General features: G+C 52.8%; 14 protein-coding genes. 5 read left to right on the top strand and 9 right to left on the bottom strand.

The window, feature by feature from the left end; genetic code table 11:
• Window positions 1–23: 23 nt before the first annotated feature.
• The 5 genes from leuS to HZS80_RS09460 all read left to right on the top strand — a co-directional run bounded on the left by leuS (window position 24) and on the right by HZS80_RS09460 (window position 5,639).
• Window positions 24–2,609, top strand: coding sequence for a leucine--tRNA ligase (gene leuS, locus HZS80_RS09480; protein WP_179915918.1), 2,586 nt, complete (start codon window positions 24–26; stop codon window positions 2,607–2,609).
• Complete coding sequence (locus tag HZS80_RS09475; protein WP_179915917.1) at window positions 2,606–3,100, top strand: LPS-assembly lipoprotein LptE; 495 nt, start codon at window positions 2,606–2,608, stop codon at window positions 3,098–3,100. Before leuS ends, HZS80_RS09475 begins: the two co-directional genes overlap by 4 nt.
• Window positions 3,097–4,164, top strand: coding sequence for a DNA polymerase III subunit delta (holA, locus tag HZS80_RS09470; RefSeq protein ID WP_179915916.1), 1,068 nt, complete (start codon window positions 3,097–3,099; stop codon window positions 4,162–4,164). Before HZS80_RS09475 ends, holA begins: the two co-directional genes overlap by 4 nt.
• A gap of 85 nt (window positions 4,165–4,249) precedes the next feature.
• Window positions 4,250–4,654: a PA2779 family protein gene (locus tag HZS80_RS09465; RefSeq protein ID WP_035557295.1), complete on the top strand. Its 405-nt coding sequence runs from the start codon at window positions 4,250–4,252 to the stop codon at window positions 4,652–4,654.
• 100 nt (window positions 4,655–4,754) lie between these two features.
• Window positions 4,755–5,639 (top strand): PA2778 family cysteine peptidase, encoded by an 885-nt coding sequence (locus tag HZS80_RS09460; protein ID WP_246361839.1) that lies wholly within the window; start codon window positions 4,755–4,757, stop codon window positions 5,637–5,639.
• Between the two features lie 53 nt (window positions 5,640–5,692).
• On the opposite strand, the gene sthA is transcribed toward HZS80_RS09460, so the two are convergent.
• The 9 genes from sthA to HZS80_RS09415 form a co-directional block, all read right to left on the bottom strand.
• A complete protein-coding gene (gene sthA, locus HZS80_RS09455; RefSeq protein ID WP_035557293.1) occupies window positions 5,693–7,084 on the bottom strand; it encodes a Si-specific NAD(P)(+) transhydrogenase in 1,392 nt (463 codons plus the stop codon).
• 63 nt (window positions 7,085–7,147) lie between these two features.
• Window positions 7,148–7,402: a (Na+)-NQR maturation NqrM gene (gene nqrM, locus HZS80_RS09450; protein WP_179915915.1), complete on the bottom strand. Its 255-nt coding sequence runs from the start codon at window positions 7,400–7,402 to the stop codon at window positions 7,148–7,150.
• A 233-nt stretch (window positions 7,403–7,635) separates the two neighbouring features.
• Window positions 7,636–8,868, bottom strand: a complete 1,233-nt coding sequence (gene nqrF / locus HZS80_RS09445) for an NADH:ubiquinone reductase (Na(+)-transporting) subunit F (RefSeq protein ID WP_035557287.1) — start codon at window positions 8,866–8,868, stop codon at window positions 7,636–7,638.
• 71 nt (window positions 8,869–8,939) lie between these two features.
• Window positions 8,940–9,557, bottom strand: a complete 618-nt coding sequence (nqrE, locus tag HZS80_RS09440) for an NADH:ubiquinone reductase (Na(+)-transporting) subunit E (RefSeq protein ID WP_008956590.1) — start codon at window positions 9,555–9,557, stop codon at window positions 8,940–8,942.
• Window position 9,558: 1 nt separating this feature from the next.
• The gene (locus HZS80_RS09435) at window positions 9,559–10,227 is read right to left on the bottom strand and encodes an NADH:ubiquinone reductase (Na(+)-transporting) subunit D (protein WP_035557283.1); all 669 of its coding nucleotides are present in this window, start codon (window positions 10,225–10,227) and stop codon (window positions 9,559–9,561) included.
• 2 nt (window positions 10,228–10,229) lie between these two features.
• Entirely contained in the window at window positions 10,230–11,051 is an 822-nt protein-coding gene (locus HZS80_RS09430) for a Na(+)-translocating NADH-quinone reductase subunit C (RefSeq protein WP_035557280.1), read from the bottom strand.
• Complete coding sequence (locus HZS80_RS09425; RefSeq protein WP_179915914.1) at window positions 11,051–12,277, bottom strand: NADH:ubiquinone reductase (Na(+)-transporting) subunit B; 1,227 nt, start codon at window positions 12,275–12,277, stop codon at window positions 11,051–11,053. Before HZS80_RS09425 ends, HZS80_RS09430 begins: the two co-directional genes overlap by 1 nt.
• Window positions 12,277–13,626 (bottom strand): Na(+)-translocating NADH-quinone reductase subunit A, encoded by a 1,350-nt coding sequence (locus tag HZS80_RS09420; RefSeq protein WP_179915913.1) that lies wholly within the window; start codon window positions 13,624–13,626, stop codon window positions 12,277–12,279. Before HZS80_RS09420 ends, HZS80_RS09425 begins: the two co-directional genes overlap by 1 nt.
• A gap of 319 nt (window positions 13,627–13,945) precedes the next feature.
• Window positions 13,946–15,400 carry a glyceraldehyde-3-phosphate dehydrogenase gene (locus HZS80_RS09415; protein ID WP_179915912.1) on the bottom strand — a complete coding sequence of 485 codons (1,455 nt, stop codon included), beginning with the start codon at window positions 15,398–15,400 and terminating at the stop codon, window positions 13,946–13,948.
• Window positions 15,401–15,421: the final 21 nt, after the last annotated feature.

Here is a 15,421-nt window from a genome sequence, read left to right as displayed (position 1 = left end):
TACGCCAAGGCATTAATAAACCGATGGACGCACACTACAGCCCTCGTGATATCGAACGTGACGCCCAGCAGTACTGGGACAAACATCAGTGCTTTAAAGCCGTAGAGGACGCGAACCGCGAGAAGTACTACTGCCTCTCCATGTTCCCCTATCCCAGCGGTAAGCTGCATATGGGCCATGTGCGTAACTATACTATCGGCGACGTGGTGTCGCGTTACCAGCGTATGCAGGGCAAAAATGTCATGCAGCCCATGGGCTGGGATGCTTTCGGTATGCCCGCGGAAAACGCGGCGATCCAGAACCAGGTACCGCCCGCCAAGTGGACGTACCAAAACATCGACTACATGCGCAATCAGTTGAAGGCACTGGGCTTTGCTTACGACTGGAGCCGTGAATTCGCCACCTGCGATACCAGCTACTACCGCTGGGAGCAGTGGTTCTTCACCAAGCTGGTCGAAAAAGGCTTGGTGTATAAGAAGATGTCGACGGTCAATTGGGACCCGGTGGATCAAACCGTCCTCGCTAATGAGCAGGTGATCGACGGCCGCGGCTGGCGCTCCGGTGCGCTGGTTGAGCGCAAAGAGATCCCGCTGTGGTTCTTGAAGATTACCGATTACGCCGATGAATTGCTGGCGGACCTGGATAAGGTGGAGTGGCCCGAGCAGGTCAAAACCATGCAGCGCAACTGGATTGGCAAATCCCGTGGCGTTGAGCTCACTTTTGATATCAAATCGAAAGACGGCAGTGACTGCGATCCGCTGGCGGTGTACACCACGCGCCCGGATACGCTGTTAGGCGTGACCTATGTCGCGGTTGCCGCAGGCCACCCGCTGGCCAAGCAGGCGGCTGAGCAGAACAGCGAGCTGGCAGCCTTCTGCGATGAGTGTGCCAAAGGCGGCACCTCTGAAGCCGAAATGGCCACCAAAGAGAAAAAAGGCATGCTCACTGGCCATAAGGCACTTCATCCGCTAACCGGTGATGAAGTGCCCGTTTACGTGGCTAACTTCGTGCTGATGGAGTTTGGTACCGGTGCGGTGATGGCGGTACCCGGCCACGACCAGCGCGACTGGGAGTTTGCCACCAAGTACGGCATCGCCATCAAACCGGTTATCGCCGACGAAAGCGGCCAACCCGCCGATGTTTCGGAAGCAGCTTATGCCGAATACGGCACGGTAGTGAATTCGGGTGAGTTTGATGGGCTCGGCTTTGAGCAGGCTTTTGATGCCATCGCCGCTAAATTGGCCGAACTTGGCCGTGGTGAAGTCAAAACCAACTACCGCCTGCGCGATTGGGGCGTTGCCCGTCAGCGCTACTGGGGCGCGCCGATTCCAGTCAAATACGGTCCGGAAGGTCAAACCGTACCACTGACCGATGACGAACTACCGGTCTCACTGCCGATGGAAGTCACCGTTGATGCCTCTGGCTCTCCGCTGAAGAAAATGCCTGCGTTCTCTGATCTGGGCGATGGCTGGACCCGTGAAACCGACACCTTCGACACTTTTATGGAGTCGTCCTGGTACTACGCGCGCTTCTGCTGTGCCGATAACACTGAAGCCATGCTGGACGAGCGCGCCAATTACTGGCTGCCGGTTGACCTCTACATTGGTGGTATCGAGCACGCCATTCTCCACCTGCTGTATGCCCGCTTCTTCCACAAACTGATGCGCGATTTCGGCTTGGTCGATTCCGATGAGCCGTTCCAGCAGCTGCTGACCCAAGGCATGGTGATCGCGGAAACCTTCTATCGCCCTACCGATAACGGCGGCAAGCAGTGGTTTAACCCCGCCGATGTGGAAGTGAGGCGCGATGAGAAAGGCCGCCCGCTCAGCGCTATTTTGATGAGCGACGGCGAGCCGGTAGAGATGGGCGGCATCGAGAAGATGTCCAAATCGAAAAACAACGGCGTTGATCCGCAGTCGATGATCGACAAGTTCGGTGCCGATACCGTGCGCCTGTTTATGATGTTTGCGGCACCGCCCGAGCAGTCGTTGGAGTGGTCAGATTCAGGCGTAGAGGGCGCCCACCGTTTCTTGAAGCGCTTGTGGCGTCAGGTCAATGAGCACTTGGCGGCTGGTGCGCCAGGGCCGCTCAACATTGACACGCTCAACGATGACCAGAAGGCCCTGCGGCGTAAAACCCACGAGACCATCAAGAAGGCCAGCGACGACATTGGTCGCCGCACTACCTTCAATACGGCGATCGCAGCGGTCATGGAGCTTTCCAACGCGATCGGCAAGTTCGACGACACCTCTGAACTTGGTTTAGCGGTTAGCCGTGAAGCGCTGGAAGCCGGTGTATTGCTGCTTTCGCCGATTACCCCGCACATGTGCCACAGCCTGTGGGAAGCACTCGGCCATACAGGCCCGGCCATTGAAGCGACTTGGCCTGCCGTGGATGAAACGGCCCTAACCCGCGATAGCATTGAGCTGGTGGTGCAAGTCAACGGTAAACTGCGCGCACGCCTTGACGTGCCCGCAAGCGCCGATAAGGCATCTATCGAAAAACTCGCCATGGAACACGAAAACGTGCAGCGCTATCTTGAAGGTAACACCGTGCGTAAAGTGATCGTGGTACCCGGCAAATTGGTCAACATCGTGGTGAGCGGATGAAGAGACGTACATTTCTAACCGCCAGCATCGCCGCCTCGGCGGCGGTGTTGCTCAGCGGCTGTGGGTTTCATCTACGTGGCCAAGCATCGCTGCCTACCCTGCCAACCCTGGCCTTAGAGGGCGACACCAATAGTGCCGTCGCTCAGCAGGTCGCCTCACGCCTTCAACAGCTAGGCACCCAGGTTGCCTCTGATGCACCCTGGCGGGTTACCCTTGGCACGCCTGCATTAACCGAGCGTCGCTTGGGTGGCGATGGCCGGGCAAGCCGCGAACACGAGCTAACCCTCAGCATTCGCCTCTCGGTACAGGAGCGAGCGTCTAATGCCTATCACATCAACAATGAAACGCTATCGACGGATACCCGCATTCGGGTCAGCGATGACGACCTGCTCAACCGCGAAACGCTAATGATGGAAGCTGAACAAACGCTTGCGCGCCAGCTGTCTCAGCGGATCATCGAGCGCCTTACTTACGTTGAGGGCATGCAGTGAAGGTATTTGCTGATCAGCTCCCCGCTGCGTTGGCAAAAAAGCTTCCCCGCGTGGTGATCGTAGCCGGTGATGAACCCTTACAGCATCGCGACGCCTGCGATGCGGTAAGAGCCGCAGCTCGCCAGGCGGGTGTTGAAGAGCGCGAAGTACTCGATGTCGAGCCCAACTTTGCGTGGGGTCGGTTGATGGAAATGTCCAGCAACCTCTCATTGTTTGCGACCAGCAAGCTAATGGAACTGCGCTTGGGCAACCACAAACTAGGACAAGAAGGTAGCAAAGCGCTAGCGCAGTACGCTGAAACACTGGATAACAGCGATGACATCTTGCTTATCAGTATGGGCAAAATAGATGCCAAGCAGCAGAAAAGTGCCTGGTTCAAAACGCTGGATAAGCAAGGCTTATTCGTGCCGGTCTGGCCTGTCGATGTTTCCCGGTTGGGTTACTGGCTGCGGGATCGCGCGTCACTCCACGGCTTACAAATTGACCTTGATGCAGCTCGCCTGCTGGGTGAGCGCACCGAGGGTAACCTGCTGGCCGCTGACCAGGAGCTACAGAAACTCGCGCTGATTCACCCGCAGGGCACGCGCTTGAACGTCGAGAGCATTGCCCAAGGCGTTGAAGACAGCACACGCTTTGATGTTTTCAATTTGGCCGATGCCTGCCTAAAAGGCGAACCTAGCCGCGCATCGCGTATCGTCAATGGATTGCGTAGTGAAGGGGTCGAGGCCCCCATCGTGCTTTGGGCACTTACCCGGGAGCTGCGCATTCTCCTCTCGCTACACCAGCATCTGGATCAAGGCCAAAGCTTTGAACATGCCTGTAAAAGCCAGAAGCCGATGATTTTTGATAAGCGTCGTCCAGCCTACCAAAAAGCGATTGGCCGCTTGCCAATGAAGCGCCTGCATAAATTACTGTTAATGTCGCAGCGGCTCGATTTAGCCGTTAAAGGTGCTGCAACAGTACCGCTGTGGCCAGGCCTACATGATCTGGCAATGACTATAGCCGGTGGTCGTGGGCTACTTTCTGAATCCGCCTGGACCTATCGCATTAGTGCAAATAATTAGCACTTTGCATATTAAGCTTAAAAATCAAACCATTTGTTTCTATACTCATTCCACACCCCCCGACTAGTCTATAAGGAAGAAGACGATGAAAACATTGCGTGCATACCTCTCCACCCTGCTAATTGCGGCGCTTGTTATTACCAGCCTGCCCGTTGCAGCGGCTCCTACTGAACCTCAATCCATTGATTTAGTCTCTACCCAATCTGTTTTGTCAGCTGATCATGCTGGCGCTGACCGTGAGCGCATTAACGAGATCCTGGCCCGCGCCGATGTGCAGGATCAACTGCTAAAACAGGGTGTTGACCTGGACGAAGTAGATGCCCGCGTTGCTGCCTTAAGCGATTCTGAAGTAAAGCAAATGGCTGACCAGCTCGAGATGATGCCTGCCGGTGCCGGTGGTGGCGTTATCGGCGCCCTCTTTGCCGTCTTTATCATTCTGTTGATTACCGATATCCTCGGCCTGACCGACGTTTATCCGTTTACGCGTTGATAGGCAGCTCATGACCACTAAGTTTTTGAATAGCATGTCTTTGAATGACACGTTTTTGAATAGCATGCTTTCTAACGCCCGCTTCGCGGGCGTTTTTATTATGCTGCTACTGCTGAGCGGCTGCGCACGAAACCCGGTACTGCTACAGAGTACCTACCAAGCACTACCTCCCCATGCAGAAATCACCAGCGTACCGTTTTACGCCCAAACGGAGTTTCAGTGCGGCCCTGCCACCCTGGCGATGGTGCTCAACCATCAGGATGTCGAAACAGACGTTGAGCAACTAATCCCCCAGGTGTTCTTGCCTGAACGCGATGGCAGCGTACAACCAGAAATGCTGGCGACTGTGCGACGTTATGATCAACTCGCTTATCCCATTCGAGGCACCCTGGATGCGCTGTTAGGCCATTTGGCAGCAGGCGACCCGGTGGTGGTGATGCAAAATTTATCGCTCCCTATTTACCCGATGTGGCACTACGCGGTGGCCATTGGCTACGACCTGCCTAGTGAAACGCTTATTCTGCGCAGTGGCGAAATTGAACGCCATACGATGTCGTTTAGTCGTTTCGACGCCACCTGGGCGCGCACTGAACGCTGGGGATTTGTCGTTGCAGAGCCGGGTACGCTGCCCGCTGGTATTACTGCCCGCAACGCACTTGAAGCCATTAGTGCTTACGAAGAGTCCCACGGGCCCCGCGCAACGCTTTCAAGCTGGCAAGCGTTTGAAGCGCACCATCCTGCTAATGCAATAGGACAGTTTGCCCTGGGCAACGCATTTTACGCGGATCAGCAACCCGACAACGCACGCACAGCGTTTGAGCGAGCAACCGAGCTTGATAGAAAAATGGGCGCTGCATGGCTCAACTTGGGGATTATATTGCTTCAGCAAGATAAACCACTAAAAGCCCATTCAGCGCTTACCCAGGCTGCTGCGAGTGAAGGGGAATGGCAAGAACGGGCAAAACAACTACTAGATAGAATTTGAGACATGAGGCGTTTATTTGGGAGTGCGTTTTGCACTCCCATGCGCAAAACGATTCAAAAAACCCTGTTTAAACCGTTCTGCGCTGCTACACGGTACGCTTCTGCCATCGTGGGATAGTTAAACGTCGTATTCACAAAGTAGTTAAGTGTATTGGCCTCACCCTCTTGCTGCATGATTGCTTGGCCGATATGCAGAATCTCAGATGCCTGATCACCAAAACAGTGAATCCCGAGTATTTCCAGGGTGTCCTGATGGAAAAGTATTTTAAGCATCCCCACGGTATCACCGGTGATCTGTGCTCGGGCAGTATCTTTGAAAAAGGCTTTGCCTACTTCGTAGGGCACTTTTGCTTCGGTTAACTCACGCTCATTCGGGCCAAACGAGCTAATTTCAGGGATGGTATAAATCCCGGTGGGTACATCACTGACAAAGCGATACTCTTTATCGAGCAGCTCGTTGCATGAATTAAGGCCTTGATCGTAGGCGGCACTCGCCAAACTTGGCCAACCGATAACATCGCCTGCTGCATAAATATGGGGCACCTCGGTACGGTAGTGCTCATCAACACTTAGCTGGCCCCGGCCATTGGCATTCAAGCCAATGTTCTCAAGCCCAAGGCTATCGGTATTACCCGTACGTCCGTTGGCCCATAAAAAAGCATCCGCGCGGATTTTCTTGCCTGACTTGAGGCGCACTATGACGCCCGATTCATCGCCCTCAACACTCTCATACTCTTCATTATGGCGGACCAATACACCGTGCTTACGCAGGTGATAGGAGAGCGCATCGCTGATTTCATCATCCAAAAACGATAGCAGGCTGTCTCGGTTATTGATGAGATCAACCTTGACGCCTAATCCCGAAAAAATCGACGCGTATTCACAGCCAATGACCCCTGCCCCGAAAATCACTAGTGTGCGTGGCGTATGCGAAAGGCTTAAAATGGTGTCGGAGCAGTAAATACGCGGATGGCGGAAATTAATATTCGCCGGGCGATAGGGACGCGAACCGGTGGCAATGACAATTTTCTTGGCCACCAACTCTTCCATGCCTTCCTGGCGGTCACGAACCACCAGCGTGTGCTCATCCTTAAAACGAGCGACGCCATGAAACAGGTCGATACGATTACGCGCATAAAACGTAGTGCGCATCTCGACCTGCTTGTCGATGGTGCCTCTTGAGCGCTCCATCACTTTCGGGAAAGAAAACCAGCGCGGCTCACCGATATCGCGGAACATACGGTTAGTGTTGAACGCCATGATCTGTTTGACCTGATGGCGCAACGCTTTGGAAGGAATAGTACCCCAGTGAGTACAGTTACCACCTACCTGCGCCTGCTTCTCAATAATCGCCACTCGCTTGCCATGCTTTGCAGCGTTGATGGCAGCACTTTCACCAGCAGGGCCCGTACCGATCACCACGACATCGTAATTATGAACCGCCATGCTCTCTGCGTCTCCTTGCTATATTTGATCAATCATCGTCCCGTTGCATACAGCGCAGTTTTGCTAGCGACGTGTAGCGTCATAGCCCAAATCGGCACCACGACTCTCGTCGCTCCGGCGGCGCGCGCCACCGCGCTTGCGGTTCTCTTCTTCACACACCTCATCTTTGCCGCCGCAGATATCGCAGCCATCCTTCATACCGATTTGATTCAAACCACCGCATGAACCAGCGATCGGTTTGCGGCCCATAATGACGCCAACGGCCATCGCACCCATAATCAGCGCCATAAAACCGAATACCAGTAGCCAAATCGTCATATCAACCTCCCAGCATTACATTGCCTTGCTTTTAAATTATTAGCCTTACCTGACGACAACAGTCGTCGTGATAAGTGCCTCACGGTCATCCATCGTTAAAGTGATTATACCTTAGCAAAGCCTCTCTTATCAGCGCGGTGATAAGTCATTCCTTTCACAAGGGTTTATAAACAAACGGGGCCAGCCAAAAGGCCAGCCCCGCTTACAGCAACTATCAGCTCTAGGCAGACAGTTTAGCCACCGAAATCATCCAACAGGATATTTTCCGGCTCAACGCCCATATCAAGCAGCAGCTTGATAACTGAGGCGTTCATCATCGGCGGTCCACACATGTAGTACTCGCAATCTTCAGGCGCTGGGTGATCCTTCAGATAGTTTTCGTACAGCACGTTATGGATAAAGCCTGTCGGCCCTTCCCAGTTATCTTCCGGCTGTGGATCAGAAAGCGCCAAGTGCCACTCAAAGTTCGGGAACTCTTCGGCTAACTGATCGTACTCTTCGTTGTAGAAGGTTTCACGCCAGGAGCGCGCACCGTACCAGAAGGTGATCTTGCGTTCAGACTTCAAGCGCTTCAGCTGATCAAAGATATGACTACGCATTGGCGCCATACCCGCACCACCACCGATAAAGATCATTTCGGCGTCAGTATCGCGAGCAAAGAACTCACCGAACGGCCCCATCACTGTCACCTTGTCGCCTTCTTTAAGATTGAAGACATAGGTCGACATCAGGCCGGGCGGATGATTAGTGCCGGGAGGCGGTGTGGCGATACGGATGTTGAACTTGAGGATACCCTTCTCATCCGGGTAGTTCGCCATGGAGTAGGCGCGAATCACTTCCTCGTTGTTCTTGTGGGAAATTTTGAACATATCAAATTTTTCCCAGTCACCCCGGTACTCCTCTTCAATATCAAAATCAGAGAATTTGACATCATAAGGGGGAGCAACGAGCTGGACGTAGCCACCGGCGCGGAAGGCAACTTCTTCGCCTTCAGGCAGTTTCAGATTCAGCTCTTTGATAAAGGTAGCAACGTTGGGATTGGCAATAACTTCACATTCCCACTTCTTCACCCCAAACACTTCTTCAGGCACTTCGACTTTCATGTCCTGCTTCACAGGTACCTGACAAGAGAGGCGCCAGCCCTCTTTCTTCTCACGCATAGTGAAGTGCGACTCTTCAGTCGGCAGAATAGAGCCACCGCCCTCTTCTACACGGCACTTACACTGGGCACAAGAACCACCGCCACCACAGGCGGAAGAGAGGAAAATACCGTTAGCAGCAAGTGTATTAAGCAGCTTGCCACCGGCCTGGGTTTTCAAAGTGTGTTCGGGGTCGCCGTTGACCTCAATGGTCACGTCCCCGCTACTCACAAGCTTGCTGCGCGCTGCCAGAATGATCGCCGTCAAGCTAATAACGATGACCGTGAACATGACAACACCGAGCAAGATGACTGTTGTATCAACCATGTCGGTTTCCTATTGCTGGAGGTTTCTATTACCCAGCGGTGTTTGCCACCGCTGGGAAAAACCGGCTCCGATTAAAGCTGAATGCCCGAGAAGGACATAAAGCCCAACGACATTAGCCCCACGGTGATGAAAGTAATGCCCAGCCCTTGAAGGCCACTCGGCACATCGCTGTACTTCAGCCTTTCACGGATACCCGCCAGGGCGGCAATGGCCAACGCCCAGCCGGTGCCTGCACCGAAGCCATAGACCACGGCCTCACCAAAGTTATAGCTACGCTCTACCATGAACAGTACGCCACCCAGGATGGCGCAGTTAACGGTAATCAGCGGCAGGAATACCCCCAGCGCGTTGTAGAGCGACGGCACGTACTTATCAAGGAACATTTCCATGATTTGTACCAACGCCGCAATGACACCGATGTAGGAGAGCAACCCAAGGAAGGAGAGATCAATGTTTTCAGCACCACTGATACCAGTCCACGTTAGCGCACCTTCTTGTAGCAAGTAGGTGAATACTAAGTTGTTAACCGGCACCGTTACGGTTAATACAACGATTACCGCGATACCCAGGCCAATCGCTGAGGAGACTTTTTTGGACACTGCCAAGAAAGTACACATCCCCAGGAAGAACGCCAGTGCCATGTTTTCAACAAACACCGAAGCAACAAAAAGACTCAGATAATGTTCCATGTTACACGGCCTCCTTGGGCTTGGTGTTTTCCTTCATTTTGAACTCATTCTCTTCTACCTGTTCCGGGTTAACGGCACGCATCACCCAGATTAGTAGACCAATAATAAAGAACGCTGAAGGCGGCAATAACAGCAAGCCATTGGGAACGTACCAACCACCGTTTTGAACGGTCTGAAGGATAGTGATCCCAAAAATGCTGCCTGAACCGAGTAGCTCACGGAAGAAGCCAACCACCATAAGTACGAAACCATACCCAAGGCCGTTGCCAATACCGTCTAAAAATGACATGCCCGGCGTGTTGGACATCGCAAAACCTTCTGCACGTCCCATGACGATACAGTTAGTAATGATCAAGCCAACGAATACGGAAAGCTGCTTAGACATCTCATAGGCATACGCCTTCAAAATCTGATCTACCACGATTACCAGCGAGGCAATAATGGTCATCTGCACGATGATACGAATCGAGGAAGGAATATGATTCCTAATCAACGATACGAACAGGTTAGAAAACGACGTTACAAAAATAACCGCCAATGCCATCACCAGCGACACACTCATGCTGGTCGTTACCGCTAGTGCCGAACAAATCCCCAGGATCTGCAGCGCAATAGGGTTGTTATGGAAAATCGGCGCTGTTAAAACACCTTTTGCATTTACGTCCGCCATGATCAGGCCCCCTCAACGTCTTCGAAGTCGGTATCGGTCTCTTCGGCGTCTTCCGGCTCAGTACCGCTGCGGAATTTAGCCAAATAGGGACCGAAAGCTTCTTCGCTTAACCAGAACTGCAGCATGTTAGTCACGCCGTTACTGGTTAGCGTAGCACCAGATAGTGCGTCTACTTCGTATTCGTCGCTAGCACCGCCCTTGGTCAGGTGAATTTCCGGTGAGAGGTCGCCCTCTTCATCGTAAATTTTCTTACCTTCCCACTGAGCCTGCCAGCGAGGATTGTTTACTTCAGCACCCAGGCCTGGCGTTTCACTGTGCTCGTAGTAGGTGATACTGACAATCGTATTGCCATCACCCTCTACCGCCAGGAAGCCGCGCATTAAGCCCCACAGGCCTTGACCACGAATGGGGAGTACGATCTGTTCCGGATCATCTTCGCCACCAATCAAGTATACGGTGGCGTAGTTTTCGACCCGCGATAGACCTGCGATGTCCTGGTCACCGGATAGCGTGCGACCCGACGCAGGATCACGGGCAGCTTCAAAGCTATCGTAGGTATCAGGATCAAACTCATCAGAATACTCACCGGTATCCAGGTCAACGACCCGAGCGGTGATCTCTTCGCTAAACACCTCTTCAACGTCCATACCTGGCTCGTAAAGCTTGGCAACGTTTAAGATATTGGTTTTACGGTCGAGTTCCTGATTAAGCTGCTGCATGGGACGCAACGCGACCGCCGCTGTCGAGACAATGACGGAGCACACGATACAGAGTGCAAACGCCACAATCAGGACTTTTTTGATGGAGTTGTTACCTTGTGCCATTAGGCAGTCTCCTCGGCCGGTACGCCGGTTCGCTTAACGCGACGCTTGATGTTGGCCTGGACGAAGAAATGGTCAATCAGCGGTGCAAACAGGTTAGCAAATAAGATAGCCAACATGATGCCTTCCGGGAAAGCCGGGTTCACAACGCGAATCAATACGGTCATCACACCAATCAGCGCACCAAATATCAAACGGCCTTGGTTGGTCATCGATGCTGACACCGGGTCAGTAGCCATGAACACCATACCGAAAGCAAAACCACCGATTACCAGGTGCCAGTACCACGGCATGGCAAACATCGCATTGGAGTCGGAGCCGATGAAATTAAAGAGCGTGCTGGTAGCCACCATGCCCAAAAATACGCCAAGCATGATTCGCCACGAGGCAATCCGCGTCCACAGCAGCACTGCAGCACCAATAAAGATCGCCAGCGTCGATACCTCACCCACAGAACCGGGGATGAAGCCAATGAAGGCGTCCCACCAGCTGAAAGTATCCGTTAACGCGGTCATACCCTCTTGGAACGCCAGTGATAGCGCAGTAGCACCGGTGTAACCGTCAGCGGCAACCCATACAGCGTCACCGGAAATCTGCGCGGGGTAGGCAAAATAAAGAAATGCACGGCCAGTCAGCGCGGGGTTCAAGAAGTTCTTACCCGTACCACCGAAGATCTCTTTACCGATTACCACACCAAAGGTGATACCCAGCGCAACTTGCCACAACGGAATGGTCGCGGGCAGTATCAATGCGAATAGCACTGAGGTAACGAAGAACCCTTCGTTAACTTCGTGACCACGCTTGATGGCAAACAACACTTCCCAGAAACCACCCACCACAAAGGTGACTAAGTAGATTGGCAAGAAGTAAGTCGCGCCGAGGACAAAGTTAGCCCATAAGCTGCTGGCATCATGACCTGACGCCAATGTCATCATAATCGCTTCGCGCCAGCCACCCATTGATGCGTAGCCTGCATCGATAGCCGTGTTTGCTTGCCAGCCTGCGTTCCACATACCAAAGAACATTGCTGGGAAGGTACACAGCCACACGGTGATCATGATGCGCTTCAGGTCGATACCGTCACGCACGTGGGCGGTGGTTTTAGCAACGCTTGGCGGTGAGTAAAAAATGGTATCTACCGCTTCAAAGAGCGGATAGAACTTTTCGTACTTTCCGCCTTTGTGGAAATGCGGCTCGATATTTTGGAGTGTTTGTTGAATACCCATCATCAGGCCTCTTTCTCGATCATGGTGAGATTGTCACGCAGGATGGGGCCATATTCGTATTTGCCGGGGCAAACGTACGTACACAGCGCCAGATCCTCTTCGTCCAGCTCCAAACACCCAAGCTGCATGGCAACCTCAATGTCGCCCACGATCAGCGAACGCAGTAACTGAGTTGGCATAATATCCAGCGGCATCACCGTTTCATATGAGCCAACGGGCACCATCGCGCGCTCTGAACCATTGGTTGATGTGGTGGGTGCGTAGTTACGCAAGCCTTTAATTCTGGAAAGATAGATCCCCAGGACAGAATGTCGATCTACGCCCAGTGATAGCCACCCAAGTAAGATGCGCTTATTACCTTCTTCAATCAGACTAATTTGATTGCTAAAGCGTCCCAGATAGGTAAGTTTGCCTTCCGCGGTAAAGCCAGAAAATACAGAACCAGAAATAACACGGGTGTCATCAGGTTTGATGACTTCTTCTGTCAGGAGTTCATCCGTGCTAGCGCCGATGCGGGTACGTACCAAACGAGGGTTTTCAGCACGCGGGCCACCAATGGCAACCACGCGGCTCATATCCAACTTCCCTTCGACAAAGAACTTACCGAACGCGATAACGTCCTGATAGCCGATGTGCCACACCTGTTTATGCAGGGCGACGGGAGAAAGGTAATGAATATGAGTGCCCACTAGTCCGGCTGGGTGCGGCCCGGTAAAGCTTTCGGTTTTGACACCTTCCACCTCACCGCCAGGAATTGAGGCATTTTCCCCTGTACAAAGAAAGACGTTGCCCTCGGTCAGGCGCGCTAACACCTTGAGGCCATCTTCAAATGCTTGCGGCTGCTCATTAATGATCAGTGCAGGGTCAGGGCTTAAAGGATGGGTATCTACGGCTGTTACAAAAATATCGGCCGGGGTGCTATCGATTGCCGGTGTGCGCGAGAAAGGACGCGTGCGTAGCGCCGTCCAGAGTCCCGACTCCACCAGTTGGTCAACAACGACCTGGCGTTCAAGCTGCGTTAAGGCATTACGGTCATGAGCAGCGAATTCAACCGCTTCCTCAGTCTCGTCGACTTTGATCACAACAGATAGTAAACGACGTTTTTCGCCACGGTTTATTGCAAGCACTTCACCGGCAGCGGGCGCTGTATAGCGCACACCATCAATTTTCTTGTCGGTGAAGAGCAATTGGCCTAGTTTGACCTTATCCCCTTCCTGGACTTCCATCGTCGGCTTCATGCCAACGTAGTCGGTACCCAGGATTGCCACGTGGCGCACAGGCCGCGCATCTTCAATACGCTGCTCGGGCGCTCCCGCGATGGGGAGATCCAGGCCTTTTTTGACTTCGATCATAGTCTCGCCCAGTTGTTGGATCGGATATACGAAGGTATGGGGTTCGAATGCTTATTTTCTGCTCAGCGAATTGTTGTTTTCTGCTCAGATTGTTACCAGTCCGGCCCAAGCAGCACTTGAACCACCCCGAAAAATCCATCGTATTATAAAGATAAGCGCGTCCAATGACCACATCCCTGATGATCTCCAAAAGTGCTATATACATTGGCTGAAAGAAGACATAGCGACAAAAAAACGCCACCCGAAGGTGGCGCTGCATCATTATTTCGCCTGATAGCCCCGCGGAGAGGCTAATTTAGCAATATTATTGTTTAGCTATTTAGCGCGGCAGCTTTAAGAACCGCACATTAGACATCTGTTGTAGAATACGCACGACTTGACAGCTATAGCCAAATTCGTTGTCGTACCACAGATAGACAACCGCATGATGACCGTTGGCGATAGTCGCTTTGGCATCAACAATGCCAGCATGGCGATTGCCTACAAAGTCCGACGAGACCACTTCTGCTGAGTCAACGAAGTCAATTTGCTTTTGGTAAGCAGAATCAATCGACATGCGACGCAAGTAGTCGTTTAGCGCAGCCGCATCAGTCGTTTTGTCCAGTGTCAGGTTAAGAATGGCCATAGAGACATTAGGGATCGGCACGCGAATCGCGTTACCGGTTAGCTTACCCTCAAGCTCGGGCAGTGCTTTGGAGACAGCTTTAGCCGCGCCCGTCTCGGTTAACACCATGTTCAACGCCGCGCTGCGGCCACGACGGTCGCCTTTGTGGTAGTTATCAATTAGGTTTTGATCATTCGTGTAAGCATGCACGGTCTCAACATGACCGTTTACCACACCATACTCATCGTTAAGCACCTTCAACACCGGCACGATCGCATTAGTGGTACACGACGCGGCAGAGACAATAAGATCATTGTCGCCAATCGACTCGTGATTAATACCGTAAACGATATTTTTAATATCGCCTTTACCCGGCGCGGTCAGCAGCGCTTTGGCAGCACCTTTGCATTTCAAGTGCTGGCCCAGGCCCTCTTCATCGCGCCAAATACCGGTATTATCAACAATCACGGCGTTGTTGATGTCGTAGGTGGTGTAGTCAATCTCACTCGGTGAATCGGCATAGATAACCTGAATGACATTGCCATTTACGGTTAGCGTGCGCGCCTCAGCATCGACCATGATGGTGCCGTCAAAAGGTCCATGAACGGAATCGCGGCGTAGCAAACTAGCGCGTTTTTCAAGGTCTTTAGCCACATCGCCACGGCCACGAACCACAATAGCGCGCAACCGCAGCAAGTTGCCGCCACCGGCTTTCTCAACCATCACCCGGGCTAGTAACCGACCAATACGACCAAAACCATAAAGCACTACATCTTGCGGCTCACCGGTGCTGGCGCCAGGCTGATAACCATCAATAATTTCATGCAGCTCTTTGCGCAGAAAGGCTTCAACATCGCCCCCGCCCTGGCGCTTAAACATTACCCCCAACTTGCCCACATCGACATGCGCAGGGCCAAGATTTAACTCAACCATGCTTTTAAGAATCGGATAGGTATTTTCAACAGAGAGTTCGGTCCCCTCCAGTTTGCGTACAAAGCGGTGGTCTTTGAGAATACGGATGACCGACCGTTTGATGAGCGAGCGCCCGAACATGGTGGCAACAACATTATTCTGACGATAGAGCTGCCCTACTAACGGGATCATCTGCTCCGCCAAGGCTTCGTTGCCTTGCCATTCTTGAAAAACGTTTTCGAGCGCTTGCTGACTCACGTGCGGCCTCATCAGGTAGTG

The sequence above is a fragment of the Vreelandella glaciei genome (assembly GCF_013415125.1).
Classification (GTDB): domain Bacteria; phylum Pseudomonadota; class Gammaproteobacteria; order Pseudomonadales; family Halomonadaceae; genus Vreelandella; species Vreelandella glaciei.
This window is presented reverse-complemented; position numbering and strand designations above follow the sequence as displayed.

Bases quoted from the DNA above. Each gene is read 5' to 3' on its own strand.
- HZS80_RS09420 (WP_179915913.1), bottom strand. From the start codon at position 13,626: ATGATCGAAGTCAAAAAAGGCCTGGATCTCCCCATCGCGGGAGCGCCC.
- nqrE (WP_008956590.1), bottom strand. From the start codon at position 9,557: ATGGAACATTATCTGAGTCTTTTTGTTGCTTCGGTGTTTGTTGAAAAC.
- HZS80_RS09465 (WP_035557295.1), top strand. From the start codon at position 4,250: ATGAAAACATTGCGTGCATACCTCTCCACCCTGCTAATTGCGGCGCTT.
- HZS80_RS09475 (WP_179915917.1), top strand. From the start codon at position 2,606: ATGAAGAGACGTACATTTCTAACCGCCAGCATCGCCGCCTCGGCGGCG.
- HZS80_RS09435 (WP_035557283.1), bottom strand. From the start codon at position 10,227: ATGGCGGACGTAAATGCAAAAGGTGTTTTAACAGCGCCGATTTTCCAT.
- nqrM (WP_179915915.1), bottom strand. From the start codon at position 7,402: ATGACGATTTGGCTACTGGTATTCGGTTTTATGGCGCTGATTATGGGT.
- HZS80_RS09460 (WP_246361839.1), top strand. From the start codon at position 4,755: ATGCTGCTACTGCTGAGCGGCTGCGCACGAAACCCGGTACTGCTACAG.
- HZS80_RS09425 (WP_179915914.1), bottom strand. From the start codon at position 12,277: ATGATGGGTATTCAACAAACACTCCAAAATATCGAGCCGCATTTCCAC.
- HZS80_RS09430 (WP_035557280.1), bottom strand. From the start codon at position 11,051: ATGGCACAAGGTAACAACTCCATCAAAAAAGTCCTGATTGTGGCGTTT.
- sthA (WP_035557293.1), bottom strand. From the start codon at position 7,084: ATGGCGGTTCATAATTACGATGTCGTGGTGATCGGTACGGGCCCTGCT.
- leuS (WP_179915918.1), top strand. From the start codon at position 24: ATGGACGCACACTACAGCCCTCGTGATATCGAACGTGACGCCCAGCAG.
- nqrF (WP_035557287.1), bottom strand. From the start codon at position 8,868: ATGGTTGATACAACAGTCATCTTGCTCGGTGTTGTCATGTTCACGGTC.